The 26,453-nt window shown below is 60.9% G+C and carries 27 protein-coding genes, 1 tRNA gene and 1 pseudogene; 15 read left to right on the top strand and 14 right to left on the bottom strand.

What is annotated here, in order from left to right; translation table 11 throughout:
- Positions 1–5: 5 nt before the first annotated feature.
- The 10 genes and pseudogenes from eutB to AC1DJO_RS21685 all read left to right on the top strand — a co-directional run bounded on the left by eutB (position 6) and on the right by AC1DJO_RS21685 (position 8,235).
- Positions 6–1,025 (top strand): hydroxyectoine utilization dehydratase EutB, encoded by a 1,020-nt coding sequence (gene eutB, locus AC1DJO_RS21730; RefSeq protein ID WP_162698764.1) that lies wholly within the window; start codon positions 6–8, stop codon positions 1,023–1,025.
- Positions 1,022–2,035, top strand: coding sequence for an ectoine utilization protein EutC (gene eutC, locus AC1DJO_RS21725; RefSeq protein ID WP_112390056.1), 1,014 nt, complete (start codon positions 1,022–1,024; stop codon positions 2,033–2,035). Before eutB ends, eutC begins: the two co-directional genes overlap by 4 nt.
- Positions 2,032–3,210 carry an ectoine hydrolase DoeA gene (gene doeA / locus AC1DJO_RS21720; RefSeq protein ID WP_112390057.1) on the top strand — a complete coding sequence of 393 codons (1,179 nt, stop codon included), beginning with the start codon at positions 2,032–2,034 and terminating at the stop codon, positions 3,208–3,210. The genes eutC and doeA overlap by 4 nt, the downstream gene beginning before the upstream one ends.
- Before the next feature lie 4 nt (positions 3,211–3,214).
- Positions 3,215–4,231 (top strand): N(2)-acetyl-L-2,4-diaminobutanoate deacetylase DoeB, encoded by a 1,017-nt coding sequence (doeB, locus tag AC1DJO_RS21715; RefSeq protein WP_112390058.1) that lies wholly within the window; start codon positions 3,215–3,217, stop codon positions 4,229–4,231.
- Between the two features lie 62 nt (positions 4,232–4,293).
- On the top strand, positions 4,294–5,145 hold the full coding sequence (ehuB, locus tag AC1DJO_RS21710; protein ID WP_112390059.1) for an ectoine/hydroxyectoine ABC transporter substrate-binding protein EhuB: 852 nt from the start codon (positions 4,294–4,296) through the stop codon (positions 5,143–5,145).
- 62 nt (positions 5,146–5,207) lie between these two features.
- A complete protein-coding gene (gene ehuC / locus AC1DJO_RS21705; protein ID WP_112539097.1) occupies positions 5,208–5,873 on the top strand; it encodes an ectoine/hydroxyectoine ABC transporter permease subunit EhuC in 666 nt (221 codons plus the stop codon).
- Positions 5,874–5,885: 12 nt separating this feature from the next.
- Positions 5,886–6,578, top strand: coding sequence for an ectoine/hydroxyectoine ABC transporter permease subunit EhuD (gene ehuD, locus AC1DJO_RS21700; RefSeq protein WP_112390061.1), 693 nt, complete (start codon positions 5,886–5,888; stop codon positions 6,576–6,578).
- Positions 6,575–7,354 carry an ectoine/hydroxyectoine ABC transporter ATP-binding protein EhuA gene (gene ehuA / locus AC1DJO_RS21695; RefSeq protein WP_112390062.1) on the top strand — a complete coding sequence of 260 codons (780 nt, stop codon included), beginning with the start codon at positions 6,575–6,577 and terminating at the stop codon, positions 7,352–7,354. The genes ehuD and ehuA overlap by 4 nt, the downstream gene beginning before the upstream one ends.
- Positions 7,355–7,415: 61 nt before the next feature.
- A pseudogene (locus AC1DJO_RS21690) lies at positions 7,416–7,565 on the top strand (two-component sensor histidine kinase); the annotation flags it as partial.
- A gap of 100 nt (positions 7,566–7,665) precedes the next feature.
- Complete coding sequence (locus tag AC1DJO_RS21685) at positions 7,666–8,235, top strand: dual specificity protein phosphatase family protein (protein WP_112390063.1); 570 nt, start codon at positions 7,666–7,668, stop codon at positions 8,233–8,235.
- A gap of 72 nt (positions 8,236–8,307) precedes the next feature.
- Here AC1DJO_RS21685 and AC1DJO_RS21680 read toward each other — a convergent pair whose 3' ends face one another.
- A complete protein-coding gene (locus AC1DJO_RS21680) occupies positions 8,308–9,678 on the bottom strand; it encodes a sensor histidine kinase (RefSeq protein WP_112390064.1) in 1,371 nt (456 codons plus the stop codon).
- Positions 9,675–10,337, bottom strand: a complete 663-nt coding sequence (locus tag AC1DJO_RS21675) for a response regulator transcription factor (protein WP_477972863.1) — start codon at positions 10,335–10,337, stop codon at positions 9,675–9,677. Before AC1DJO_RS21675 ends, AC1DJO_RS21680 begins: the two co-directional genes overlap by 4 nt.
- Positions 10,338–10,479: 142 nt before the next feature.
- Here AC1DJO_RS21675 and AC1DJO_RS21670 point away from each other — a divergent pair, with 142 nt between their 5' ends.
- The 3 genes from AC1DJO_RS21670 (at position 10,480) to AC1DJO_RS21660 (ending at position 12,053) form a co-directional block, all read left to right on the top strand.
- Positions 10,480–10,980, top strand: a complete 501-nt coding sequence (locus AC1DJO_RS21670; RefSeq protein ID WP_405049670.1) for a hypothetical protein — start codon at positions 10,480–10,482, stop codon at positions 10,978–10,980.
- A gap of 131 nt (positions 10,981–11,111) precedes the next feature.
- Complete coding sequence (locus AC1DJO_RS21665) at positions 11,112–11,444, top strand: DUF6665 family protein (protein WP_112390067.1); 333 nt, start codon at positions 11,112–11,114, stop codon at positions 11,442–11,444.
- A 51-nt stretch (positions 11,445–11,495) separates the two neighbouring features.
- Complete coding sequence (locus AC1DJO_RS21660) at positions 11,496–12,053, top strand: DsbA family protein (RefSeq protein WP_112390068.1); 558 nt, start codon at positions 11,496–11,498, stop codon at positions 12,051–12,053.
- Positions 12,054–12,239: 186 nt separating this feature from the next.
- On the opposite strand, the gene AC1DJO_RS21655 is transcribed toward AC1DJO_RS21660, so the two are convergent.
- From AC1DJO_RS21655 to AC1DJO_RS21645, 3 genes are all read right to left on the bottom strand, one after another.
- Positions 12,240–13,241 (bottom strand): ABC transporter permease, encoded by a 1,002-nt coding sequence (locus AC1DJO_RS21655; RefSeq protein ID WP_112390093.1) that lies wholly within the window; start codon positions 13,239–13,241, stop codon positions 12,240–12,242.
- Positions 13,242–13,275: 34 nt separating this feature from the next.
- On the bottom strand, positions 13,276–14,814 hold the full coding sequence (locus tag AC1DJO_RS21650) for a sugar ABC transporter ATP-binding protein (RefSeq protein ID WP_477972835.1): 1,539 nt from the start codon (positions 14,812–14,814) through the stop codon (positions 13,276–13,278).
- A gap of 110 nt (positions 14,815–14,924) precedes the next feature.
- Positions 14,925–15,887, bottom strand: coding sequence for a sugar-binding protein (locus AC1DJO_RS21645; protein ID WP_477972833.1), 963 nt, complete (start codon positions 15,885–15,887; stop codon positions 14,925–14,927).
- Between the two features lie 464 nt (positions 15,888–16,351).
- Between AC1DJO_RS21645 and AC1DJO_RS21640 the strand changes: the two genes are divergently transcribed.
- Positions 16,352–17,401 (top strand): LacI family DNA-binding transcriptional regulator, encoded by a 1,050-nt coding sequence (locus AC1DJO_RS21640; RefSeq protein ID WP_477831559.1) that lies wholly within the window; start codon positions 16,352–16,354, stop codon positions 17,399–17,401.
- Between the two features lie 42 nt (positions 17,402–17,443).
- Here the strand turns inward: AC1DJO_RS21640 and AC1DJO_RS21635 are convergent, their stop codons facing one another.
- From AC1DJO_RS21635 to AC1DJO_RS21605, 7 genes are all read right to left on the bottom strand, one after another.
- Positions 17,444–17,770 (bottom strand): cupin domain-containing protein, encoded by a 327-nt coding sequence (locus AC1DJO_RS21635; RefSeq protein ID WP_112390072.1) that lies wholly within the window; start codon positions 17,768–17,770, stop codon positions 17,444–17,446.
- 8 nt (positions 17,771–17,778) lie between these two features.
- Positions 17,779–18,534, bottom strand: coding sequence for a 2-dehydro-3-deoxy-D-gluconate 5-dehydrogenase KduD (kduD, locus tag AC1DJO_RS21630; RefSeq protein WP_112390073.1), 756 nt, complete (start codon positions 18,532–18,534; stop codon positions 17,779–17,781).
- Positions 18,531–19,373 carry a 5-dehydro-4-deoxy-D-glucuronate isomerase gene (kduI, locus tag AC1DJO_RS21625; RefSeq protein WP_477972831.1) on the bottom strand — a complete coding sequence of 281 codons (843 nt, stop codon included), beginning with the start codon at positions 19,371–19,373 and terminating at the stop codon, positions 18,531–18,533. The genes kduD and kduI overlap by 4 nt, the downstream gene beginning before the upstream one ends.
- A gap of 27 nt (positions 19,374–19,400) precedes the next feature.
- Positions 19,401–20,138: an ATP-binding cassette domain-containing protein gene (locus AC1DJO_RS21620; protein WP_112390075.1), complete on the bottom strand. Its 738-nt coding sequence runs from the start codon at positions 20,136–20,138 to the stop codon at positions 19,401–19,403.
- Complete coding sequence (locus AC1DJO_RS21615) at positions 20,138–21,157, bottom strand: ABC transporter permease (protein ID WP_310301216.1); 1,020 nt, start codon at positions 21,155–21,157, stop codon at positions 20,138–20,140. Before AC1DJO_RS21615 ends, AC1DJO_RS21620 begins: the two co-directional genes overlap by 1 nt.
- Positions 21,158–21,224: 67 nt before the next feature.
- Entirely contained in the window at positions 21,225–22,175 is a 951-nt protein-coding gene (locus tag AC1DJO_RS21610) for a sugar ABC transporter substrate-binding protein (protein WP_112390077.1), read from the bottom strand.
- 140 nt (positions 22,176–22,315) lie between these two features.
- Positions 22,316–23,764, bottom strand: a complete 1,449-nt coding sequence (locus AC1DJO_RS21605) for an aldehyde dehydrogenase family protein (protein ID WP_477972861.1) — start codon at positions 23,762–23,764, stop codon at positions 22,316–22,318.
- Between the two features lie 199 nt (positions 23,765–23,963).
- Here AC1DJO_RS21605 and AC1DJO_RS21600 point away from each other — a divergent pair, with 199 nt between their 5' ends.
- On the top strand, positions 23,964–24,665 hold the full coding sequence (locus AC1DJO_RS21600) for a GntR family transcriptional regulator (protein WP_162698762.1): 702 nt from the start codon (positions 23,964–23,966) through the stop codon (positions 24,663–24,665).
- Positions 24,666–24,815: 150 nt separating this feature from the next.
- On the opposite strand, the gene AC1DJO_RS21595 is transcribed toward AC1DJO_RS21600, so the two are convergent.
- Positions 24,816–25,997 carry an adenylate/guanylate cyclase domain-containing protein gene (locus AC1DJO_RS21595; RefSeq protein WP_112390079.1) on the bottom strand — a complete coding sequence of 394 codons (1,182 nt, stop codon included), beginning with the start codon at positions 25,995–25,997 and terminating at the stop codon, positions 24,816–24,818.
- Between the two features lie 307 nt (positions 25,998–26,304).
- Positions 26,305–26,381: transfer RNA gene (locus AC1DJO_RS21590), tRNA-Met, on the bottom strand.
- Positions 26,382–26,453 lie beyond the last annotated feature (72 nt).

Genomic DNA, 26,453 nt, shown 5'->3' with positions numbered 1-26,453 from the left:
TCAACATGACAATCATGAAGAGCGAGACACTGCCGAGATCAACAGACGACGAGACGCTGCCGGTTAGCCTGGCTGATATCGAGCGCGCTGCCGCCCGCATCCGGGACCGCGTGACGCGCACGCCGCTCGTTCACTCCGCTGCACTCTCCAGGCATGCCGGGCAACCCGTTCATCTGAAGCTCGAGACACGCCAGCCGATCGGCGCCTTCAAGCTGCGCGGCGCGACGAACGCCATCCTCTCGCTCGATCTGGCCGCACGCGAGCGTGGTCTCGTCACCGCCTCGACCGGCAATCACGGCCGGGCAGTCGCCTTTGCAGCGCGCGCGCTTGGCATCCCGGCAACGATCTGCATGTCGTCGCTGGTGCCCGCCAACAAGGTCGAAGCCATAAAGGCGCTGGGTGCGGACATCCGCATTGTCGGCGTCTCGCAGGACGATGCGCAGGACGAGGTCGAGCGGCTCATCGCAAGCCATGGACTGACGCCGATCCCGCCGTTCGACCATGCCGACGTCGTTGCCGGCCAAGGCACGATCGGCCTCGAGATCGTCGAGGACCTGCCGGATCTCTCGACCATTCTCATCCCTCTTTCCGGCGGCGGGCTGGCGGCTGGCATTTCTGTCGCGGTCAAGTCGCTGAAGCCTCGGGTGCGGATCATCGGCATCTCGATGGAGCGCGGCGCGGCGATGCATGCATCGATCGCCGCCGGCAGACCTGTTGCCGTGCGCGAGGAAGAGACGCTGGCGGATTCGCTGGGTGGCGGTATCGGCCTCTCGAACCGCGTGACCTTCCAGCTGTGCCGCGACCTGCTCGACGAGGTCGTACTGCTGACCGAAGACGAGATCGCAATGGGCATTCGCCATGCCGCGCGCGAAGAAGGCGAGACGGTCGAGGGTGCCGGTGCCATTGGCATCGCCGCCATCCTTGCAGGCAAGGTCGCGCTCTCCGGCACCACGGCCCTGATCATCTCTGGCGGCAATATCGACGCCGGGGTTCACCAGAAGATCATCGCGGGAGGCGCCGCATGAGCCGTATTCGGATCCTGACGGAAAGAGACCTGCGTGCCGTCGTCAGCCTCGATCTTTCCGCTGTCGACTGCGTCGAGCAGGCGTTTCTGGCGCTGGCGACCCAGCCGGTTGCGATGCCGCCGATTCTGCGTCTCGACATTCCCGAGTTCCGCGGCGAAGTGGACGTCAAGACGGCCTATGTGCCAGGCTTTGACGGCTTCGCGATCAAGGTGAGCCCCGGCTTCTTCGACAATCCGAAGCTTGGCCTTCCCAGCCTCAACGGCTTGATGATCCTGTTCAGCGCCAAGACGGGCTTGGTGGAAGCACTTCTTCTCGACAATGGCTACCTGACCGATGTGCGCACCGCGGCGGCCGGTGCCGTTTCCGCCCGCCATCTGGCGCGAGACGATGCCTCCGTCGCCACGATCTTCGGCGCCGGCATGCAGGCGCAGTTGCAGCTTGCGGCGCTGATGCTGGTGCGGCCCATCAGATCGGCGCGCATCTGGGCGCGTGATCACGCAAAAGCAGAGAAGCTGGCCGCAGACTGCGCACGGCAATACGGGATCGACGTTGCCGCCGTTGCCGATCCGCGCGAGGCCATACGCGGCAGCGACATCATCGTCACCACGACGCCCGCCGAGAAGCCCGTCCTGATGGCCGAGTGGCTCGAACCCGGCCAGCATCTGACGGCGATGGGATCGGATTCCGGACACAAGAACGAGATCGATCCGGCCGTCTTCGCCCGCACCACCTACATTGCTGACCGGCTGTCGCAGACATGCATTCTCGGCGAGTTGCACCACGCCATCAAAGCCGGTTTTGCCACATCGGAACAGCAATTCGCCGAACTCGGAGCTGTGATCGCCGGCAAGGCAAAGGGCCGCGTAAGTGCCGAAGGCATAACCTTCGCCGACCTGACGGGGACCGGCGTGCAGGACACCGCGATCGCCAATCTGGCCGTCAGCCGCGCCGTCGCGGCAGATAGCGGCCAGACAATCGAAAACAAAAGAGAAATGGGAGATGCCGCGTGAGTGTGACGCTGAACTTTACGCGTGCGGAATATGCCGAGCGCCTGTCCAAGACCCGTAATGCGATGGAAAAGGCCGGGATCGATATGCTTGTCGTTACCGACCCGTCGAACATGCACTGGCTCACCGGCTACGACGGCTGGTCCTTCTATGTGCATCAATGCGTTCTCGTGCCGCCATCAGGCGAGCCGATCTGGTACGGCCGCAAGCAGGACGCCAACGGCGCCAAGCGCACCGCTTACCTCCATCACCACAACATCGTCGGCTATCCCGATCATTATGTGCAGTCGACCGAACGGCACCCGATGGATCTGCTCTCGCAGATCATCGACGAGCGCAAATGGTCGGGCCTCACGGTCGGCGTAGAAATGGACAACTACTACTTCTCTGCGGCTGCCTACGCCTCGCTGCAGAAGAACCTGCCGAATGCCCGCTTCAAGGATGCCGCAGGCATCGTCAACTGGCAGCGCGCCGTCAAGAGCCCGACCGAACTCGACTACATGCGAAAGGCCGGCAAGATTGTCGAACTTATGCACAAGCGCATCGTCGAGGTGGTCGAGCCTGGCATGCGCAAATGCGATCTCGTTGCCGAAATCTATGACGCGGGCATCCGGGGAACGCCGGAGTTCGGCGGCGACTATCCGGCAATCGTGCCGCTTCTGCCATCAGGCGCCGACGCTTCCGCGCCGCACCTGACCTGGGACGACAAGCCGATGCTCTCAGGCGAAGGCACCTTCTTCGAAATCGCAGGCGCATACAGGCGCTATCACTGCCCGTTGTCGCGCACTGTCTTCCTCGGCAAGCCGACGCAAGCCTTTCTCGATGCCGAGAAGGCGACGCTGGAAGGCATGGAAGCTGGTCTTGCGGCTGCCAAGCCTGGCAACACCTGCGAAGATATCGCCAACGCCTTCTTCGCCGTCCTGAAGAAATACGGGATCATCAAGGACAACCGCACCGGCTATCCGATCGGGCTTTCCTACCCGCCAGATTGGGGCGAGCGCACCATGAGCCTGCGCCCCGGCGACCGCACCGAGCTGAAGTCCGGCATGACCTTCCATTTCATGACCGGCCTCTGGCTGGAAGATATGGGGCTTGAGATCACCGAGAGTATAGCGATCACCGAGACCGGCGTGGAATGCCTGTCGAACGTGCCGCGCCAACTGTTCGTGAAGGGCTGAGGCGATGCCGACCAGCGCTGCGCTCCGTCCCTCGCCGATTACGCCCTCCGTCGATTTCGACGCAAAGGGCGTGCAGCACGGACATCTGCGCCTGCCCTATAGCCGTGATGACAGCGCCTGGGGCTCGGTGATGATCCCGATCTGCGTCATCGCCAATGGCAAAGGCCCGACGGCACTTCTGACCGGCGCCAACCATGGCGACGAGTATGAAGGGCCGGCGGCACTCTTCGAACTGGCGCAGACCCTGGATCCTTCCGAAGTGAATGGTCGCATCATCATCGTTCCGGCGCTCAACTATCCAGCCTTTCGCGCCGGAACGCGGACGTCGCCCATCGATCGGGGAAACCTGAACCGCAGCTTTCCAGGCCGCCCAGATGGCACGGTGACCGAGAAGATCGCCGATTACGTCACGCGACATCTGCTCCCGCTCGCCGATATCGTTCTCGATTTCCACTCGGGCGGCAGGACATTGGACTTCCTGCCCTATACCGCCGCGCACGAACTCCCGGACAAGGATCAGGAGGCGCGCTGCTTTAATGCCGTCGCCGCCTTCGCTGCCCCCTTCTCCATGAGGATGCTGGAGATCGACGCTGTCGGCATGCTCGACACAACGGTCGAAGAGATGGGCAAGACCTTCGTTACCACCGAACTCGGCGGCGCCGGGACGGCCACGGCACGCTCGATCGGGATTGCGCGCCGGGGCAGCCTCAATCTTTTGCGGCATGCCGGGATCCTTTCGGGTGAACCGAATGTCACGCCCACTCGTTGGTTGGATATGCCATCGAGCGATTGCTTCACCTTTGCCGAGGATGAGGGACTGATCGCCTTCGCTGTAGATCTCGGTGATCCCGTGAGAAACGGCGAGGTCATTGCCCGCGTCTATCCGGCCGGCAAGACCGGCCTCGCACCGATCGAGTACCGCGCCGCCATGGATGGCGTGCTCGCGGCTCGCCACGTACCCGGCCTGATAAAGGCCGGCGACTGCCTTTCCGTGATCGCCACGGTCACGGGAGAGACATAACCAAGAGAAACCGACGCGAGATCCGAAAACGGACCGCAAACCATAACCAGAGGAGAATTCGCATGCCTATCAAGACGATCGCCGGCCTTTCCGCCCTTGCCCTGATCCTGGGCGTAACATCTGCCAGCGCCCTGACGCTCGCAGAGGTCAAGGAGCAGGGCTATATCCGCGCTGCCACGGCCAACGAAGTGCCCTATTCCTACATGCAGCCCGACGGCACCTCTGCCGGTATCGGCCCGGATGTCGCCAGCGCCGTGCTGAAATCCATGGGGATTGCCGAGATCAACTGGACGGTGACGCCGTTCGGTACGCTGATCCCCGGCCTCAAGGCCAAGCGCTTCGATTTTGCCGCCGCCGAGCAGAATATCTCGCCGGAACGCTGCAAGCAGGTTGCCTTCACCGAGCCGAACTCCTCCTATGGCGAAGGCCTGCTCGTCAAGAAGGGCAATCCAAAGGGCTTGAAGACCTATGCCGATATCGCCAAAGACCCGTCGCTGACGGTTGCCGTCGTTTCGGGCGCCAACAATGTCGACTTCCTGCGCGCCGTCGGCGTCAAGGATGAGCAGATCGTCTTCATTCCGGCCAATGCCGACGCGATCCCGACCGTTCAAAGCCGCACCGACGCCTATGCAGCGACGGAATTGACTGTCGCGGCACTGGCAAAGGGCCAGGCACAGGTCGAGCAGGCCGCGCCGTTCGAGGATCCGATCGTCAAGGAGGCGCCGGTCCGCAATTATGGCGGCTTTGCCTTCCGCCCCGAGGACAAGGAACTGCGCGATGCCTTCAACGCCGCTCTTGTCGAGTTCCGCAAGACGGATGAGTACAAGGCGATCCTGACCAAGTACGGTGTATCCGAACAGAGCATCGCTGCGGCGGCGGGCAAGAAGGTCGAAGACCTCTGCGCCGGCAAGTAACGGCAAAAGGCGCTCGATCACCGCTGATCGGGCGCCACTCCTAAGGACCAGGAGACTTCCGCATGAACTGGACAGCCTACCTGCCGATGATCTGGCACGGTGCGATGATCACGATGACGATCACGCTGGCCTCGATCGCCGTCGGCGCGGTGCTTGCCTTCGTTTTCGGCATCCTGCGCGTCGAGGGCGGACCGGTGCTGAGGACCGTCGCGCTCTGCTACACCGAGCTTTTTCGCGGCACCTCGCTCTTCGTCCAGCTTTTCTGGTTCTATTACGCATTGCCGCTTGTCGGGCTGAGCTTCGATCCGATCACCACCGGAATTTTAGTGCTGGCGGCACATGCCGGCGGCTACGGTGCCGAGATCGTCCGCGGCGCGCTGACATCCGTGTCGGTGCAACAGCAGGAGGCCGCCCGCGCCCTGAATTTCAGCCGTTTCCAGACGCTGTTTCGCATCTCGCTGCCGCAGGCGATCGTCGAGATGATGCCGGCTTTCGGCAATCTGGCGATCGAGACGCTGAAGCTCTCCTCGCTCGTATCGCTGATCTCGATTGCCGATCTCACCTTCGCGGCACAATCGATCCGCAACATCACGCTGGATAGCGCCAGCATCTATTCGATCACGCTGGTCTGCTACTTCGCCATGTCATTGGTGTTGATGGTGGCGATCCGCGTGATCGAGCGTTTCGTGCGGCGCGGCCATGCCTTCCCGCCGATGCCCCGCCCGTGAGGATTTGATCACATGATGTACGGATATGAATGGGATACGACGACGTGGCTCACCTTTACGAGCTCGATCCTGCCCATCATCCTGATCGGCCTGACGGTCACGTTGAAGGCGGCGGCCGCCGGCTTTGCCATCGCGCTCGTGCTTGGTCTCGTCTTCGCGCTGCTGCGCCGCAGCCGCGTGGTGGCGATCTCCTGGACAACGGCCTTCATCGTCGAGTTCCTGCGCGACACGCCGCTGCTCGTGCAGCTGTTCTTTCTCTATTACGTGCTGCCCGATTTCGGCGTCGTACTACCCGCCTTTCTCACCGGCGCGCTGGCGCTCGGTCTGCAATATGCGGCCTATACCTCGGAGGTCTATCGAGGCGGGATCGAGGCTGTACCCCGCGGCCAGTGGGAAGCGGCAACGGCGCTCAATCTGACGCGCATGCAGGCCTATCGAGACATCATCATCCCGCAGGCCATCCCGCGCATTGTTCCTGCGATGGGCAACTATCTCGTTGCCATGATCAAGGAAACGCCGGTTCTGTCTGTTGTCACCGTTATGGAAATGATGGGCCTCGCCAACATGATCGGCGAGCGCACCTTCGAATATCTCGTCCCGCTGACCCTTGTCGGCCTGATCTTCCTTCTCCTGACGCTGATCTGCTCGGCCGGTCTCCACCGATTACAGAAAGCTCTTCCGAAAGCAGGAATCCCCTTGCGATGACCGAAAACAACAATCCGCCCATCATCGAATTTTCCAATGTCGCGAAGCGCTTCGGTCCCCTGACGGTCCTCGACGGCTTCAACTTCAGCGTCATGCAGGGCGAGAAGGTGACACTGATCGGCCCATCCGGTTCGGGCAAATCGACCGTGCTGCGCATCCTCATGACACTCGAGCCCTTTCAGGACGGCAAGCTGACGTTACAGGGCCTGTCCTATCACGAACCGCACGGCAAGGGTCCATTCAAGGCCTCAGAAAGCCATCTGCGCCAGATCCGGAACCATGTCGGCATGGTGTTCCAGAGCTTCAACCTGTTTCCCCACATGACCGTTCTGCGCAATGTCGTCGAGGCGCCCCTCCGGGTACTCGGCATCGCGCGGGCCGAGGCCGAGGCGCGTGCGCTCAAGCTGCTCGATATGGTGGGGCTGGCCGACAAGAAGGATTTCTATCCCTCCCAGCTCTCCGGCGGCCAGCAGCAGCGCGTGGCAATCGCCCGTGCGCTGGCGATGCGCCCACGGGTGCTTCTCTTCGATGAGCCGACCTCGGCGCTCGATCCTCAGCTGGTCGGCGAAGTGCTTTCGGTGATCCGCGGCCTGGCGCACGAGCATGACCTGACCATGCTGCTCGTCACCCACGAGATGCGCTTCGCCCGGGAAGTCTCGGACCGCGTCTGCTTCTTCGACAAGGGACGTATCTGCGAACAGGGCGCACCCGACGAGATATTCGGCACGCCACGCGAAGAGCGCACGCGGGAGTTTCTCTCGTCGGTTTTGGCGTAGATCCCGCTTCCGACGCTTGCTCCGCTTCAGGAAACGAATAACGGAAGCGGAGCACAGCGCTTCCAAGAGCCGCACCACGCCGGGCAACGGACTGGGTCTCAGCCTCGTAAGAGCCATCGCCGATCTGCATTCTGCCCATATAGACCTCGCAGATGACGCACCTGGATTGGCGGTCAACGTCTGCTTTGATGCCGCGGCATGGGCAGCCTGATTGCGCTGCGTTCTTCTGCAAATAGTCATGAAACCGACATTCAGGTGTCCGTCAGGAAATCACTCCATCTGCCTCGTAGCGAGCGATTTGCGAGGCAAAAATGAAGAACCGGACCAAACTCTCCATTGCATTCGGGATGGCTTTCTCGGTCGCGGGAGCTCTGGGCGGCTACGCGGTCTACCTCCAGGTCGTCGGCAACTTTCACACTGTCATCGAGGGGCAGCTCTACCGCTCTGCACAGCCGACGCCTTCGCAGCTTGATACCTATGTGAAGGAACACGGCATCAAGACCATTATCAATTTGCGTGGAGAGAAGCAGAACGCGGCCTGGTATCAGGCGGAAATCCAAACAGCCCAGGAACTCGGCGTCGAACATGTCGATTTCGGAATGTCGGCTTCGAAAAAACTTGCGCCGACACGCGCCGACGAGATCGTGGCAATTATGGCTGCCGCGCCGAAACCGATCCTGATTCACTGCCAATCGGGATCCGATCGAACCGGATTGATCTCCGCGATCTATACGAGCCGGATCGCTGGCGAAGGCGAAAGCAAGGCCGAGGGCCAACTTTCATTTTATTACGGTCACGTCGCCATTCCGTTGATCTCGGCGGCCTGGCCAATGGACGTCAGCTGGGAAGATTTGGAAGAGCACTTCGAACAGAAGGGCTGATCAGGCCCCGATGGCTCCCGGGAGGGGCGCCAATGCATCCTAAAACGTCTGCGCGACATAGCCAGCGGTCGCCTAGGGCAGGGTAATCGACAGCGGGAATGCAACGGTTGCTGCCAGTCCTCCACCTTCTCTCTGCTTGAGATGAAGCTTGCCGCCGAAGAGCCCGACGAGCTCCTGTGCTATCGAGAGGCCGAAACCGTGTCCGGGCACAGTCTCATCCAGCCGCACGCCAGGTGAGACCGCCTCGGCCAGACGGCCAGCGTCGATGCCCGGCCCATCATCCTCGACAGTCAAGAGCAGCATTTTCCCTTCGCGCACGCCCTTCACAACGATGGATGTCGCCGCCCATTTGAAGGCATTGTCGATGATGGCACCCATCACCTCGTCGACGTCCTCTGGCGAGCAGTTGACGACAACGTCGTCGATGACGCCATTGGCGACCGCGAGTTTGCGATCGACGTAGATCGCCGACATGACCTGAAGCAGGTCATTCACCCTGGGCCGCACCTCGGTTTCAAAGCCCAAACCACCTCCGGCGGCAACGGCTCTGGCACTTCCGAGATGATGCCGAATCTTCCGGTCGATACGCTCGACAAGCTGACGCGCCTCTCGGCCTGGATCGTTCTTGTCATCAAGTGCGAGGTAAAGGCTGGCCACAGGTGTCTTCAGTCCGTGTGCCAGGTTCGCGAACTGCAGCCTTGTTTCCTGCAACCGCGCCCTGTTGTCGTCGAGCAATCGATTGATGTCGTTGACGACAGGATCAAGATCCTCGACTTCTGCAGGCGAAAGGTCTCGGCGGCGCCCTGCCGAAATCTCAGAGAGCTGCCCAGACAACGTGCGCAAGGGTGCAAGACCGTAGCGAACCTGCAGAACTATCCCCACGACCAGGCAACAGCCGAGAACCACCATGGCAGGGATCAGGTAGGACAGCGCGCGCAACGCGGGCGCGGTCAGGGCATGGCGCGGCGCGGCCGCCAGGACTTCAACCGAAACACCTCCAACGAACACCTGGCCGACGCGAAAATGCAGAGCCTGACCCCGGTCACTGGAGCCTTCGGCAGGCTGCGGATCCCCCGTCAGGATCCGGCGCCAATCGAACGGGCGCGGCGGGTCCGAGACGCTGCCATCGGCCAGAGATCTTGAAGCAATGCGGTGCTCGCCCACGCGCGCCTGCCAGTACCATCCCGAACCCAGGCGATCGAACGGCGGCCCGTCGAGATTACCTGCCAGAGCAAGACTTCCATCCGCGTTTACTGATAATGCGCTTTTGACCGCGTCGATCTGCATGTCGAGCCGCTGATCAACCTGCTCCCGGACCACGGCGGCAACGATGAACCACAAGACCAGCGAGGCGATGAGCAGTGCTGCGGCGGCGTAGAGGACGGAGAAGGCGATCAGGCGGCCTGCGATCGTGCGGCGCGAAGACAGCAACGGTACTCTCATCGAATATCCGTCAGCCTGTAGCCGCGCCCCCTCTCCGTTTCGATCCTGTCGCTGCCGATTTTGCGCCGGAGCCTGGCGATGATCACCTCGATGGAATTCGAATCCACGTTGGCATCGCCCTCGTAGACCCGTTCGATGAGTTCTCGCCTGTCGACGATCGCGTCCTTGCGAAGGATCAGGCAGGACAGGACCCGCCATTCGAATGCGGTCAGCTTCAGGGGAAGACCAGCCAGATCAAATGTACCGAGCTGCGCGTCGAATGTAAGATCGCCGCACGATATCTGCGACGAAGCATGGCCCGTCGAGCGCCGGACCAGCGCCCGAAGACGCAGGATGAGCTCCTCCACCCTGAAGGGTTTGGTCAGGTAATCGTCCGCCCCCGCTTTGAAAGCCGCCACCTTGTCGGGCCAGCCGTCGCGGGCCGTCAGCACGAGGACAGGAAGCGACCTGCCCGCACTTCGCCAGGATTTGAGAACCGCAACGCCGTCGATCTTCGGGAGGCCAAGGTCAAGAACGGCGACGTCGAAGATCTCCGTCAGGCCAGCGTGCTCGGCATCCTCTCCGTTCCTGGCGACATCCACCACGAAGTTTTCCGTCCGCAGGCTGGCGGCAATCCGCCTGGAAAGATCGTCGTCGTCTTCGACCAGCAATACGCGCATCGTGAACCCAGTTTCTCTGATGTCTTCGTGAGAACTAGGGCGCGTTTGCTTAACTGAAACTGAACCGCGACGTTCAGCCTGCGTCGATCCGGACACGCCTATCATCCTCCAGTCACAACGAACTGGAGACAGCATCATGTCCATGGAAAACGACGCTCCCGACACCTCGCCTGAGCGACCGGCCCGCAGGCGCGGCTCGCGCCGACCGGCAACGCATCTGGCGGCTTTCGGAATTGCGGCCTTTGCGGTTCTTGCAATCGGTGCGGCCGGCGGTGCCGCGGCAATGAAATTCACCCGGCCCGGCATCGAGCTTGCGCCCTTGACGCCCACCTCGATCTCCAGCCTTAAGGACGATTGGGGCATGGTGACGCTCAAAGGCAAGGTCACGGAGATCTACGGCAACAAGTTCATCGTTCAAGACGAAACCGGCAAGGCCTTGATCGAGACCGGTCCGGCCGGCGATGACGGCAAGCTCGTTGCTGTCGGCGAACCCATCAGTGTCCAGGGCCGCTTCGACGACGGGTTCCTGCATGCGAGCTACGTCGTTCATCAGGATGGCAAGACCGACGCCCTTCGCCCGCCGCCTGGACCTCCCCCGCATGGCGGGCCAATCGCCGACATGTTGCGCAAGATGAAGCCCTGACCGCTCGGCAAAACTGCATCAGGCGCGCCGTTGAAGCAATTCGCCGGCGCGCGTCCGTCACGCCCGAGAAGGGGTTCCGGACCTGGCCACAGATCGTGTAGGATCACGAACATGATGTTTTATCGAACCGGCTGACTATGCGCCCACCCCGCAGCTTGAATGCGTCGAACCTGGTCGAAACCGGTTTTGGCGCCCTTGAATATGAACTGGCGGCCGAGCGCGCAAGTTCACTTGGCCGGCAAGGCCGATCGGTCGAGCAGGCGCTTTCCGCCTTGAAGACGGCAGAAGAGGGCGGCGTGCAGCCGGTTGAGCGCGAGCGGTTGGTCGATGCGGCTGCGCAGGCGGTCTGGGCGCTTTTCGTGCAACGGGATATCTGCGGTTTGCGCAACACGCGCGAGGTTATCCAGCGCTACGGTATTCCGGACAACGTTCTCGCGCGCCTCGGCGCAACACCGCGGCGATGACATCGCAGCCGTCCACCCATCATCAGACTTCAAACCGAAGGACTTCAGGGCATGAGCATAACGAACTGGAAAGCCGACCCGCTGGAATGGGGCAGTGGCCCGCAGACCTTCGAGGTCTTCCTGGAGCCGACCTGCCCCTATTCCGTCAAGGCGTTCCGTAAACTGGACGGGCTTCTTTCGCATGCCGGACACGACCGGTTGACTGTCAAGATCCGGCTCCAGTCGCAACCCTGGCATATGTTTTCGGGCGTCATTGTCAGAGCTATCCTGGCTGCCTCGACACTTGAGGGCGGAAAGGAAAGCGCGAGAAAGGTGCTTGCAGCAGTGGGCGATCATCGCGAGGAGTTCGAATTCGCACATCATGCCGGCGGGCCCAACATGGACGCCACGCCGAACGGCATTATCAGGCGGATCGAAGACTATAGCGGCATCCGGGTTTCGGAAGCATTCGCCATCCCCGATCTCGACCGCGAGGTCAAATGGCACGCCAAATATGCCCGCCAGAACGGCATCCATGTCTCGCCGACTTTTATGGTCAACGGCCTGGTACAGCCAGATCTCGGCAGCGGGGACGAGATTGAGGTCTGGGCAAGGAAACTTGGAAGCTGAGCAGACTGTCCAGTTCCCGGGGCAGCGGGTAGCTGAAGCCTTACGCTTTACGCCTTACGCCTACCCGGCGGCCAGAAATCTGGTGCGCCGGTGAGGTCCCTGAGCGATACCGTACCTACCCTTTCGCCTAACGGCGCCGGTACAAGGCGTGTTCCAGCTCCGTACCAAGCAGCGCCAGAAAGGAACTCACGTCACAGGTGCCGATTGGCGCGTCTCCGCCTGGCGGGCGGCGGAAACGAGCCGTCTTTGCGCGCGGATCGCACTCCATTGCTGATCGATCAGCACCCCGATCAGAATGACGCCGCCCATGACCGCGAAATTCAGCGACGACGGTATTCCAAGCAGGTTGACGAGGTTCTGCAGCTCCTGGAGCAGAATAGTGCCAAGGATGACCCCGATCAGAGAGCCCTCGCCGCCCCGCAGGGAAAATCCGCCAAGCACCGCGGCAGCAATCGCATAGAGCTCATAGAACTGGCCGTGGCTCGCCGGCGATATCGAGCGGGTGTACATCGCGAAATAGATCGCCGAAAGCGCTGTCAGCACGCCGCAGATGACATAGGCGATCATCACCATCCTGCCGGTGTGGATGCCGGAATATCTGGCGGCTTCCTCGTTCTTGCCGATGGCGTAGAGATACCGGCCAAAGACCGAGCGGTGCAGGACCACCCACATGATAACAGCGATGACGACAAGGGCGATGAATGTGTTCGGAACGCCGTAGAACCGGCCGGCTGTCAGGAACTCAAGGGTCGGGAAGTTCTGGCCGAAGCCGAAACCCGCAGTGCCGTCTCCGGTATAGAAGCGGGCCGCACCACGATAGATCAGCAACCCGCACAGCGTCACGACGAAGGGCTGAAGGTTAAGCTTGGTGATCAGCCAGCCGTGGATGGCGCCAAGAACACCGCCCAGAACGAGGATAAGCGGCAGCGCAATCGTCCATGGCATGTTCTGCACGGCGACGAAATCGATAAACAGCACGCCAAGCAGCGCAACCAGCGATCCGACCGAGAGCTCGATGCCGCCCGTGATGATGACAAAGGCCTGCCCGATCGACAGGATTCCGAAAAGACCGATGAGGTTCGACGTGTTGGCAAGGTTGATCGGCAGCAGGAAGCGCGGGTTGATCAGCGTCACGACGATGCCGACAACGACGATCAACAGAAGCAGCCCCAGATCTTTCTTACTCATCATGGCGTTTCCCTATTGGCGATAGCCGCGGCCATCAGTGTATCGCTTTGCCGACAGCCAGCAGAAGGACATTTTCCTGCGTGAAGTCTTGTTTTTCGAGAATGCCCGAAATCTGGCCCTCATGCATGACAGCGATGCGATCGGACACGCCGATCACCTCCTCCATGTCGCTTGATATCATCAGGATCGCGACGCCGGCGTCGGCCAGCTTGCGCATCAGCATATAAATCTCGTTCTTGGCGCCGATGTCGATACCGCGGGTCGGCTCGTCGAAGATCATCACCTTGGGATTCATTGCCAGCCACTTTGCAAGGACAACCTTCTGCTGGTTGCCTCCAGACAATGTGCCCGTCCGGGTCGAGACCGATGGCGCCTTAATTCCGAGACGCTTGCGCTGGACTTCCGCGCCCGTTGTCTCCCGCCTCGAGGAGACCATGAAGTTTTGCGAGTACGCGGGAAGGTTAGGCAGCGATATGTTCTGCGCAATGGGCAGATCCAGAAGGATCCCGCTCAGCTTGCGATCCTCGGGAACCAGGAAGATGCCGGCCTCGACGGCTTTCGTGGCTGAGGTCAGCCTGATCTCGCGGCCATCCATTTCGGTGGTGCCGCCGTAGCTGCGGTCAATCCCGAAGAGAATGCGGGCAAGCTCGGTGCGGCCGGAGCCAACAAGGCCGGCAAGGCCTAGGATCTCGCCATAACGGATGTCGAGATTGACGGTTCTGGCAGGATAGGCGGCAGAACGAATGTCTGTAGTCTTCAGGGCGACCTTACCTGGCGCCCGTTGCGGTTCGGCGTCCCTCGCCGTGAGCGCGCGCCCGATCATCAGCTTGACCATCTGATCGTGGTTGATCTCGCCTTTGGCGAGTGTGCCGGCCAGCGTCCCATCCCTGAGAACGACCACCCGGTCTGCAACGCGCTCGACCTCGTGCAGGCGATGGGAAATGAAAATGACGCTGATTCCGTCAGCCTTCAGCGCCGATATCACGGAAAGCAGCTTCTCGGTTTCAGCCAGCGGCAGGCTGGAGGTTGGCTCGTCGAGGATCACCAGCCGTGCGTTGATCGACAGCGCCTTGGCGATCTCCACCATCTGCTGCTGGGCGAGTGAAAGAGAGGCGACGGGCGTATCGGCGGAAAAATTCGCTCCTACGCGCTTCAAAAGCGGCGCAACCATTGCTCTCAGACGCCGCCGGTCGACCAGCTTCAATGGCCCTCCCCGCAGCGGCTCCCGGCCGAGAAAGATATTGGCTGCAACGTCAAGATTATCGAAGAGGTTGAGCTCCTGATGAACGAAGGCGATGCCTGATCCGAGGCTGCTATCGACAGAAAGGGCAGACCTTTCCTCCGCGTCGATCAGGATCGTGCCGCGATCCGGCTTCACGACACCACCGAGAATTTTCATCAGCGTCGATTTGCCGGCACCGTTTTCGCCAACGAGACCGATCACTTCGCCGGGGCTCACATGCATCGAGAAACCGTCCAGGGCGAAGACGCCCGGATAGGTTTTGCCGATCCCCAGCAAGCTCAAAAATGGCGGCGCTTCGCGTGACGGCGCGGTCTCAGTCAAATCGTTCATGTCGATCCACAGGCTGTGTGCTCTTCAGTACTGCCCGCTACCCTTTTCCGGCTGCGGGCAATGGGCACGCAGCGGCACCGGCTTGCGCCGGCGCCGCTGTCAGATCGTCATCAGTTACCGGCCATCGCCTTGAGGTTCGCGGCATAGGCGTCAACGTCGTCCTTGCCGATCACCTTTGTCGGGACGATGATGAGCTTGTTGTCGGGAACGCCCGACTTGTAACCGTTGACGTAGGCGGCCATCAGCTTCATGCCCTGATAGGCCCAGATGTAAGGTTGCTGCACGACCGTGCCGGCAATCGTTCCTTCCTTCACACCGCCGAGCGTGATCGGGTCATCATCGAAGCCGACAACGGTGATCTGGCCAAGCTTGCCCGCCTCGCGGAGTGCCTCGTAAATTCTCGGCGTGTTGTAGGAGTAGAAACCGACCATGCAGGTCACGTCGGGGCTCGCGACGAGGGCATCCTCGACGTTCTTCTTGGCACGGGTCTGATCGATATCGTCACCACGCACGTCGGTCAGCTCGATCTTCGTGCCGGCAAGGCCGTCCTTCATGCCCTGGATACGTTCCTTGGCGTTATCGGCACCCAGCAGACCGACGAAGCCGATGCACTTGCCGCCATCCGGCATCGCTTTCTTGGCGATTTCGGCGGCCTGCTTGCCGGCATCGATATTTGATGAGCCGATATAGGCAACGCGATTTGTATTCGGCGCGTCACTGTCCGTGGTAAAGAGGGCCGTCTGCGATCCGATCTTGTTCAGACCGTCTGTCGATGTCTTGGGATCGACGGCGGAGACCATGATCCCCTTGACCCCGGCGGTCACCAGATCTTCCATCAGGCGCTGCTGAATTGCGACGGAGGATTGCTCCGGATATTTCAGCTCCATGTTGAAGTCGGGAAGCTCGGCCTGCGCCTTCTTGACGCCCGCTTCGGCAGCCTTCCAGAAGTCAGAGGCGCCGTTGACGACGAAAGCGAGTGTCGGCTTGTCGGCGGCAAAGGCCGCTGTCGTCAAGACGGAGCTCAGCATGAGCCCGGCTGCAAAAGCTGCCGCACCACGTGTCAGGTATGTCATGATAATCCTCCCATTGGCCCACCTCCGAGCCTGGTTCCAACCCGCAGCAGTCCATCGCGCAACCCCCTCCAGGGCCTCTCGCATGTGAGAAAACGCTCCGTCCAACCACAGACGCGAAGGTATATGAGTAATGCCAGTTCGTAAATAGTATTATCATTAATTATTAGCAATGCGCGTTTCCAATCATGACTGATACAGTCGATTTTAGCCAAAATAAGCCTGATTTTATATTGCATCGCACAATCGGGCTAATTCTCTAAGCGCCAGTTGCCGAGTTGCGTTGCTTGATGCTAATAAAAATTAGCGTGTGGGCGAGCTGCATTTTCAAAGCTCGTGCCGATACATTGCGCAAACGGGATCGAGGCATCGCTATGAAGAGGACAGGCGCGGCAGATGGTCAGCTCCGATCCGCCGCGGACAAGGCGGCGAAACGCAGGGGCCGGCGCCAAGGTGCCAGGGTCACGATGACCGACATAGCCAAAGCGGCGGGATGTTCCCAGGCGACCGTCTCTCTCGTCCTCAACAACACGGCCGGGACGCGGCTGTCTCAGCAGACCCGCGACCGGGTGATCGAAGCGGCCCGTGAACTTGGCTACGTGGCGCCGACATTTTCCGTATCTTCGGGATCCGCATCCCTCTCCAAACTGGATGGCGTTATCGGCTTCGTCGTTGACCAGCTGGGAACCAGTCCGGAGGCCGTCGTTGCGATTGAAGGAGCGCGTCAGGCATCCTGGAACGCAGGCAATGTGCTTCTCGTCGCCCAGACGCTCGGCGATCCGGCCATGGAGCCGCGAGCGATCAAGGCTCTGACGGATAGCGGCATTTCAGCCCTTATCTACATGACGATCTTCACGCGGGAAGTGGAGATGCCGGCCTATTACTACGGCCTCGACATCCCTATCGTCCTGCTCAACTGCTATACGTCCGACTATGCTTTTCCCGCCGTCGTGCCGAGCGAAATCGCCGGTGGCCAGACAGCGACCAAGCATTTGATCGCGCATGGTCACCATCGCATCGCGACGATCACCGGGGAGCCCTGGATGCAAGCGGCCCAGGATCGCCTGACGGGCTATCGCCGCGCGCTCGCCACGGCCGACATTCCGTTCGATCCGGACCTTGTCATCGAGGGCGACTGGTCTGCGAGCGCCGGTTATTCCGGGACGATGCGGCTTCTGTCCCTTCCCGAGCCCCCGACAGCAATCTTCTGCCAGAACGATCGAACGGCGGTCGGTTGCTACGAGGCCCTCAAGGAGAAGCGTCTGCGCATTCCCGAGGACATATCCGTCATCGGCTATGACGACGAGGACATCTGCCGCCACCTCATACCGCCGCTGACCACATCGGTTCTCCCCCATATGGCTATGGGTGAATGGGCGATCGAGCATCTCGATACAGCGGTCCCGCCGCGCGAGCGGCGTCATGAGATCACGAAGCTCGAATGCTCCCTTGTCAAACGTTCGTCTGTATCTTCGCCCGGAGGCAGCAAGGCCGATCTCAAGGTGCAGACGGCCTGACACCGCGATCGGCGATTTCGCGCAACGACTGCTCGGCGATGGTCATAGAAAGTCCTCGCGGCACGGCGTGAATGTGTCGATCAGCAGGCCCTTGCTGCGTGCCACCACGCCATGGACCAGATTGGGCGCGACGATAAAGCTGCTTCCCTGTCCCAATCGGTTTGTCACGCCATCAATCGTGACGTCGAAGGTTCCTTCGGCGATGTAGCTTACCTGGGTATGCGGATGTGAATGCAAGGCGCCAACCGCGCCTTCATCGAAGCTGAAGGCAACCAGCATCAGTTCGGGACGAGTGCTGAGAACGGCGCGGCGGTTGCCGGGCGCGACCTCGGTCCAGGATACGTCATCAGGCGTCGTATAATACTTCATGGTTCCTCTCATCTGGCCAGCCATCCACCGTCCACCGGCAGGATTGTGCCATGCACGTAATCGGAAGCCGAAGCGGCGAGGAAAATCGCCGCCCCGACCATATCATCCGGCTTGGCCCAGCGGCCAGCCGGAATGCGTTTCAGAAGCTCGGCGCTCCGTTCGGGGTCGGCCCGCAGAGCTTCCGTGTTGTTCGTCTCCACATAGCCCGGCGCAATGGCGTTGACGTTGATACCCTTTGCGGCCCACTCGTTTGCCATCAGCCGCGTCAGACCCGCAAGGCCACTCTTGGCGGCCGTGTAGGATGAGACGCGGATGCCGCCCTGGAAGGACAGCAGAGACGCGATGTTGATGATCTTTGCCTTGCGGCTTGCGGCGATCGCAGAGCGGGCGAATGACTGGCAGAGGAAAAACACAGACTTCAGGTTCGTGTCCAGCACGTTGTCCCAATCGGCCTCCGAGAAGTCGAGAGCGTCTGCCCGGCGGATGATGCCGGCATTGTTGACGAGGATATCCGGTCTGGCGCCAAGCGCGACCGATTTTTCCATGACTTCAGCGGCCGCGCCCGCTGCCGACAGATCGGCATGGACTGTGAGGCAGTCGCGTCCCGCCGAGCGGACAACTCCCTCGGTCTCGGCCATGGATGATCGTCCAACCGCGACGATATCGGCGCCGGCCCTTGCCAGTCCCACGGCAATCGCCTGGCCAATGCCTGTGTTCGCGCCGGTTATGATGGCACAACGGCCGCTGAGATCGAAGGCCGTCACCGCAGCGCTTCCATCGGAACCTTGTCCATGTCGGTGAAGCTCATGTTGTCACCGGCCATCGCCCAGATGAAGGCATAGCGGCCGGTGCCGGCGCCGGAATGGATCGACCATCCAGGGGACAGGACCGCCTCGTGGTTCTTCAGGACGACGTGCCGCGTCTCATCGGGCTCTCCCATGAAGTGAAAGACCCGCGTCTGTTCGGCCATGCCGAAGTAGAGATAGACTTCCATCCGTCTGTCGTGCACGTGGGCCGGCATGGTGTTCCACACCGATCCCGGCTCGAACATCGTCAGCCCGACAAGAAGCTGGCAGCTCTCGCAGACGTCCGGATGTACATATTGATTGATCGTGCGCGCGTTGGATTCCTCGGCCGAGCCGACTGCCACCTTGCGTGCGAGATCCCGGGTAATGTGTGTGGTCGCGCAGGCACGATGGGCAGGCGCGCTCAGGAGGTAGAAGAGCGCGGGATGAGCCGCGTCCTCGCTCGTGAAGGACAACGGCCCCTCGCCCATCCCGACGTAAAGCGCTTCCTGAAACTCCAGCGGATATGGCGTGCCGCCAACGGTGACCGTCCCGCGCCCGCCTATATTGACGATGGCTGCCTCGCGGCGCTCGAGGAACGCGGCGGTCCCGGTTTCCGCGACCTGATCGATAACCAGCGAACCTGCGACCGGAGATATTCCGCCGACGATCATCCTGTCGAGGTGGCTGTAAGTGAGGCTGATGGCGCCTGGTTGGAAGAGATCATCGATGACGAAACCGTCCCGGAGCTCCTGCGTGTTGCGCCGCGCCGTATCCTGCGGGCCAACGACCTGACGTACTCTGGCATTTAGGGTCACGTTTCTGCCTTTCGGTGCAATCGCCGCTCAATTGAGCACGACATATTCGGTGAGTTGCCCGACGGTTGTTTCCGACTTCGGGACATCGAAGACCTTCGTGCCATGGCTCATGATCACGAACCGGTCGCAGACCTGGAAGGCGTGATAGAGATTATGGGTGACGAGCACGCTGGAAACGTTCTCGGCCTTGAGCTTCAAGACCTGATTAAGGAGCGCTTCCGTTTCCCGCACTGAAAGTGCGGAGGTCGGCTCGTCGAGCAGCAGGACGCGCTTCTTGAAATGGACCGCGCGGGCAATGGCCACCGCCTGCTTCTGTCCACCGGAAAGATTACCGACGAGGGTGTCGGGTGAATCGATACCCGAAATATGAACGGCGTTCGTAAGAACCTCCATCGCGATGTCGCGCATCTCTGCTTGCCGCAGGAAGCCGAACCGATCGGTCAGTTCGCGGCCCATGAAGATGTTGCGGGTGATGGAGAGGGAATCGACCAGTGCCGTATGCTGGTAGATAGTCTCGATACCCGCCTCCGCAGAATCGGACCGGCATGTGAACAGCGTGCGCTTTCCGTCGACGCTGATATAGCCATCCGTCGGCTTGTGGATGCCGGAGATCAGATTGACGGCGGTCGATTTTCCGGCGCCGTTGTCGCCGAGCAGACCCACCACCTCCCCTTCGCCGATATGGAAGCTCAGGTTGCTCAAGGCCGTCAGCGCACCGAAGCTTTTCGAGATATTGTGGAGTTCAAGAAGATTTTCTTTCGACATCAGACGCCCGCCCGCCGCTCGATGAGTTGATTGAAGATCGCCGCCAGTACGATGAGCGTGGCGATGAACATGTCGAGATAGAAACCCGGGGCTCTCAGAAGCAGCAGCACGTCGGTCATCGTGTGGATCAGCAGGACGCCGAGGAAAATGCCGGCGATCGAGCCGCGCCCGCCCCGCAACGAGAGCCCGCCTATGACGCAGGCGGCAATCGCCTGCAGTTCGAGCCCGGCGCCCTGCCCCGGCTGCACGCTGCCAACACGGGCGGTGGCTAGGATGCCCGCCATCGCAGCCATGGCGCCGGCAATCGCGAACGCGATGAGCTTGACGCGGCTGGTGTTGATGCCGATGGCCTCGGCTGCTGCACGATTGCCGCCCGTTGCGAAGACATGGTTGCCGAAGCGGTGGCGGTGCGTCAGGAAATGAAAGCCGATAACGAACAGCACGATCCAGATGAACGCCGCATTGATCCCGAGAAACGTTCCCGAGAAGAGTGCGGAAAAGACCGCGTCAGGGTCGAAACGAACCTGCACGGCACCATTGTAGAGCAGTACCGCGCCGCGCCAGAACAGCAGGCCACCAAGGGTGACGATGAAAGACGGAAGGCCGAAGCGTAAGGTGATGTGGCCATTGAGGAGCCCGATCATCATGCCGGCGGCAATGCCGGCCGGGGCGGCGATGAAGGCGCTGACGCCGGCGCCGACCAATGTCGCCATCAGGATTGCGGTGAACGTGTAGACCGAACCGATCGAGAGGTCGAATTCCCCGGCGATCATCAGCACGCCGGCGCCGAGCGCCAGGCAGCCGAGAACGGGCACCGCCTTCATCAGGATGGTCAGGTTCTGTGGCGAGAGATAGCGAAAGTCATCCGGATAGAGCAGCGCTCCGAGAATGCAGGCGATCTGCAGTGCGACGAAAACGAGAAGGATCGCTCCCGCCGGCATCGCCATGATCTGCTTGAGAACGGATTGCTTTTGGGTCCGCGAGCGTGGCGCGGCACTGTCTGCGATAATAGGTGTCACGGTTTTTGACTCGATCTTTTGGTAAAGCTGGAGCCTGCCGGTCTGCCGGCAGGCTCGTCGGATCGGATTACCGGTAGGTTCCGATCAGAGGCTTGACGGATCCAATCCGCGACTTGTCGAGGAAGGCGCCCTGCCCGGTGTCGATGTCCGTCGGCGTCAGACCATATTTCTTCGCCAGAGCAATCTGGGCGATCGGGTGATAGCCCTGCAGATAGGGCTGCTGATCCATGGTGGCGAACATCGCGCCGCTTTCGACCGCATTGACGATCTCAACCGCAAGGTCGAACCCGCCAAAGGGTATCTTGACCCCTGCATCCTTGATGGCGCCTGCACCGACCGTGGAGGTCACCGAACCCGTGCCGAACAATGCCTTGACGTTCGGGTTGGCGATCAGGAACTGGGCGATGATATTCTGGGCTTCGGCCGGGTCGAGGCCGGCGCGAACCGTTTCGACCTTGATGCCTGCCTCGGTCATCGCCTTTTCGATGCCGCCCCCACGGGCCACCGCAAAGCTGGCTTCCGGGATTTCCCGCGGGTTGAAGACCACATCGCCCGACTTCAGACCAAACTCCTTGATCATGCGGTTGCCGAGTTCATAGCCGGACGCAAATTCATCCATGCCGACATAGGCCTGGCGGCAATTTCCCTTGGCGCCTTCGAGGTCATCGTTGTTGAAACCTATGACGATGATGCCTGCCTTGACCGCCGAGCAAATGCTGCTGTCGAATGCATCCGACGATGAAATCGCAACTGCGATCCCATCGACACCGCTTGCCGTCGCGCTCTCGATCAGATCGTTCTGGCGTACCGGGTCGTTGTTGGCATATTGGACGTCGAGATCGACACCGAACTGAGCCGCCGCGTCTTGTGCACCCTTCACCACCGGGTTAAAGAACTGGACGCTCGGATCGAGGTAGATGATCATCGTCGCCTTGACGTCGGCTGCAAGTGCAGTCGTCGAGCACAAGGCTACCCATGCCGCGGCAAGTGCCGCGGATTTCAGTCTGGTCAATTTCATTTGCGTATCCTCCCTTTGGATGTGCAATGCGGGTCGAAAGACCCAATTCCCGGCTGGCGAGCTCCGACCAAAGATCGCGCCAGCCGGGATTTCCCCCAAGTGTTGCAGCCCTCCTCCTGTGTCAGGCTTCGTTCACGTGCCTAGCTGAACCATGGCGCCGGGCGACCCAGCGTCACGTGAATTCCCTTGAATTGCGAATATTCGTCGAAGCCGTAGCGGCCAAGTTCGCGCCCCAGGCCGCTCTTCTTGTAGCCGCCGATCGGCATTTCCGGTGTTCCGTCGATGACGCTATTGATCCAGCAGCGTCCGGCGCGAATGCGGCGGATACTCTGCAGCGCGGTCTCCAGATTGGTGGACCACACGGAAGCCGAGAGCCCGTATTCGCTGGCATTGGCGATCGACACCGCCTCATCCGCTGTCTTGAACGTCAGCGTCGACAGCACAGGACCGAATATCTCCTCGCGAGCGATCGACATGTCGGGCGTGACGCCTGCAAAGACGGTCGGCGCGTAGTAGAGGCCCGCCCCCTCGCCCGCCCGCGTTCCGCCGAGCAGCAGTTCTGCACCCGCCTCGACGCCCGCTTCGACATAGGAGTGAACCTTCTGCGCATGAGCCTCGGAGATCATCGCCCCGATCTTGGTGCGCTCATTCAAGGGATCGCCAAACGTAACCTTGCGCGAGATGTCGAGGAGCCACTCCATCAGGGCATCGCGGATACCCTCCTGCACAAGCAGGCGGCTGCCGGAAATGCAGCATTGGCCGGCATTGTGGTAGACACCATAGGCGATACCATCGGCAGCCGCTTCCAGATCGGCATCGGCAAAGACGATCTGCGGCCCCTTGCCGCCGAGCTCTAGACCGACCCGCTTGACGCTCCGCGCCGCGATTTCTCCGAGCTTCGTGCCAACGCGCACCGAGCCGGTGAATGCGACCATATCCGTACCGGGGTCTTCAGCGAGAACCTGGCCGGCCGGATCGCCGTAACCGGTGACGACATTGAAAACGCCGTCCGGGATGCCTGCCTCGCGTGCGAGTTCGGCCATGCGGATGGAGGTGCCCGATGTAAATTCCGAAGGCTTGAGCACCACGGTGCAGCCCGCGCCGATCGCCCAGGGAACGCGCTCCGAGGCAATGATGAAGGGGAAATTCCACGGCGTGATGATACCGACGACGCCGACCGGCTCCCGCAGCACCAGCCCAAGCCGATCGTCGCCGATGTTGTTGTGGGACTGCCCCTCGAGCGCACGAGCCTGCCCCGCTGCATAGGACCAGAGATCGGCGCAGAACCCGATTTCGCCACGCGCCTGAGCGATCGGCTTGCCGACCTCGAGGCTTTCGATCAGCGTCAGCTCCTCCTGCTTCTGCAGGATGAGATCGGCGACCTTGAACATGAGCCGCGAACGCTCGGCGCCCGACATGCGGGGCCACGGCCCGGTATCGAAGGCCCGCCGCGCCGCCGCGATCGCCGCCTTCACGTCATCGGCCGATGCATCCGGCCAGGTGCCCACCACCACGCCGGAATGGCCAGGGCTGACGCGGTCTATCGTCTTGCCGGAAGAGGCCTCGATCGACTTGCCATCGACAAGCATCTGATAGCGGGATTTAATGCGAAGACGCGGGTCGCTGGAGTCGGGCGCGATGAAGTTGGACAGATTGGATAGCACTGCTTTTCAAAGGCCGGACATGCGGCGCCGGCCCCTCCCTGTTTGCCCGGCTTCGAGATTGCCGGATTTATGTTGCGTTTGAATTGTATGGTACTGTATGGTGGTTTTAGATGGATGTCAACGCATGACGGCGGCCAAGAATATGAACGTGGAATCCCTGAAAGTCGAAACGGGTGAGACAGCCGCTGCCCAGGTCGAGCGCGACCTACGCGAATTGATTATCCAGCTGGAATTGGCGCCAGGCACGCGGCTGTCCGAACAGGATCTCGCCACCCGCATGGGCGTGTCGCGCCAGCCGGTGCGCGAGGCGCTCATCGCGCTCGGGAAATCAAAGCTTGTCGAGATCCGTCCGAACCGCGGCACCGTCGTCGTGCGCATCTCCGCGCGCCAGATGATGGAAGCGCGCTTTGTCCGCGAGGCACTCGAGACTGCCGTCGCCCGCAGGGCCAGCGAGAGCTTCGACACATGGACGCGGCGGCGTATCGACACGATTATCGCCAGGCAGACGTCGGCCATGCAAGCCGAGGATCACAACGCGTTTCGCCGGGAAGATGAACAGTTCCATATCGCGATCGCCGAAGGTGCCGGCTGCAGCCTTGCATGGAACGCGATTTCGGACATCAAGGCCCATATGGACCGTGTCTGCAATCTGCAGCTCCGCCATCCGGATTCGATGATGCGGCTGATTGCCGAACACCAGGCCATTATTGAAGCCATCGATACGCGTGACGCCGAGGCGGCGGCCTCAGCGATGAGAGCGCATCTGAACGGCATCCTGTCAGACCTGCCACAGATCGAAGCCGATCATCCTGACCTGTTCGAATGAGTCTCAGGTCTTGTTGATTTCAGCCTGACGCCTGCGATCTGATCATTGGACAGACAGAAGCGTACGCTGGACCGCGGCGCAGCGTTGAGCTGGACCAGATCGACGTCAATACAGCTGCGCTTGTGCGCCACCGCTTCGGACGGCGAGTGTCTACTGTTCGCCCTTCCAGGTAAATATCTCAACCGGAAGCTCTACACCCTTCAGCTTGAAATGGCCGGCGGGCCTGAAGGCATTGCCGGTTTGAGAGGCAAAGAGTGCCGAAGCGAGCAGGTTGCATTCGAGACTATCAGCCAATTTTTCGATCCGCGCCACCTCGTTGACAGCTCTGCCGATGACCGTGAAATCGAGCCTGCGATCTGTCCCGACATTGCCGTAGAAGATCTCGCCGAGATGAAGCGCAATATCGACGGGAATCTCGGGTTCGCCGCGCGCTCGTCTGCGGTCATTCAGCTTTTCGTTCAATCGTATTGCACCTTGCGCGGCCGCTAGAGCCATTGCGCATGCTGACCTCGTGTCGCCTGCTTGCGCCGGAAAAATGGCCAGAAGGCTGTCACCCATGAACTTCAAAATCTCGCCGCCCTCATCAATGACCGGCCGTCCGATCGCTTCGAAGTGTTCGTTTAGCCAATCGACGATGAGGTTCGGCTCGTACTGTTCGTTCAAGGAGGTAAAATTCTTCAGGTCGGCAAGAAGGATCGCGGCGAAGATCGCCGTTCCGCCCCCGCGCTGGGTCTGGCCAGTCAGAATGAGCTCGCTTGTTCTCTCCCCGGTATAGGCGGCAAGCACATCCTTTGCCACGCGAGTGGTGGCAATCCGGCAGCAGGCGAGCGCCATCGCAGGCATGATGCTTTCAAACCCGGCAATCTGGCTTTCGGAAAAGCCACCGGCCTGGTCGGTCGCCAACGAAAAGCTTGCTCCCGCCAGGGCGGTCCCCCCGGGGAAGGGAGCGATCTTCATGACAAACTCGGTCGCACCTTGATCACTGAGCTCCATCAGAACTGGAAACGGCGGTGTATCGGCGTTCGCGGGCAGCGCCCACCGAACAAACTCGAGCTGGTTTTGCAGCAGATAGGAGATTGGCGATCGTTGGAAGAGCGCATCCCCCTCCTCGCCGTGCTCTTGGATTTCCTTCGAAATGCCCGACGAGCGATACCAGGCAACCGAAAAGCCTCGTTGCTTCGGGTCGATCGACGGCATTGCGATCGACGCGCGGATAAGCGGATAGCCCGCTTCGATCAAACGCGATGCAACACCGTCGAGCAATGCGTCGATATCATCGGTGGCAAGTCCTGTCGCGATGATCCAGGTTATGAGACCGCCCAGCCTTGGCATGCATTCTCCTCCATGGGGATGGATAGAAGATCCTGCCGGATGCACAGGTCTTTGTCGAACTTTTGCTGACGAAAATGTCGGCGAGAAAGCCGATGGCGCCGTTTGGTAAAAGGCCAGAAAGCCGCCCTGGCCTCCGCGTAATCTAGGATGCGATCTTGATTGGAATCCTGCGAATACCGTCCATTTGGTTGCGGGGCAGGTGAGCTTCAGGGCACGTGGAGCTAGCATCGCGAGGGAAAGCGAAGCTTTTCCGCCAGCGATAAGACGTGTTCAGGTTGGCTTTTGGAGAGTTGGGGGACCGGAATAATGGTTGCGGGGGCAGGATTTGAACCTGCGGCCTTCAGGTTATGAGCCTGACGAGCTACCGGGCTGCTCCACCCCGCGTTACCAGGTTTTTGCCGAAAGGCAAAATACCGTCCAGGTAAACCGCGACGCGGTTTATCCTGACATCGACGA

The sequence above is a fragment of the Rhizobium sp. 05N430 genome (assembly GCF_056396985.1).
The sequence above is the reverse complement of the archived record's forward strand: the minus strand, read 5'-3'. Positions and strand labels throughout refer to the sequence as shown.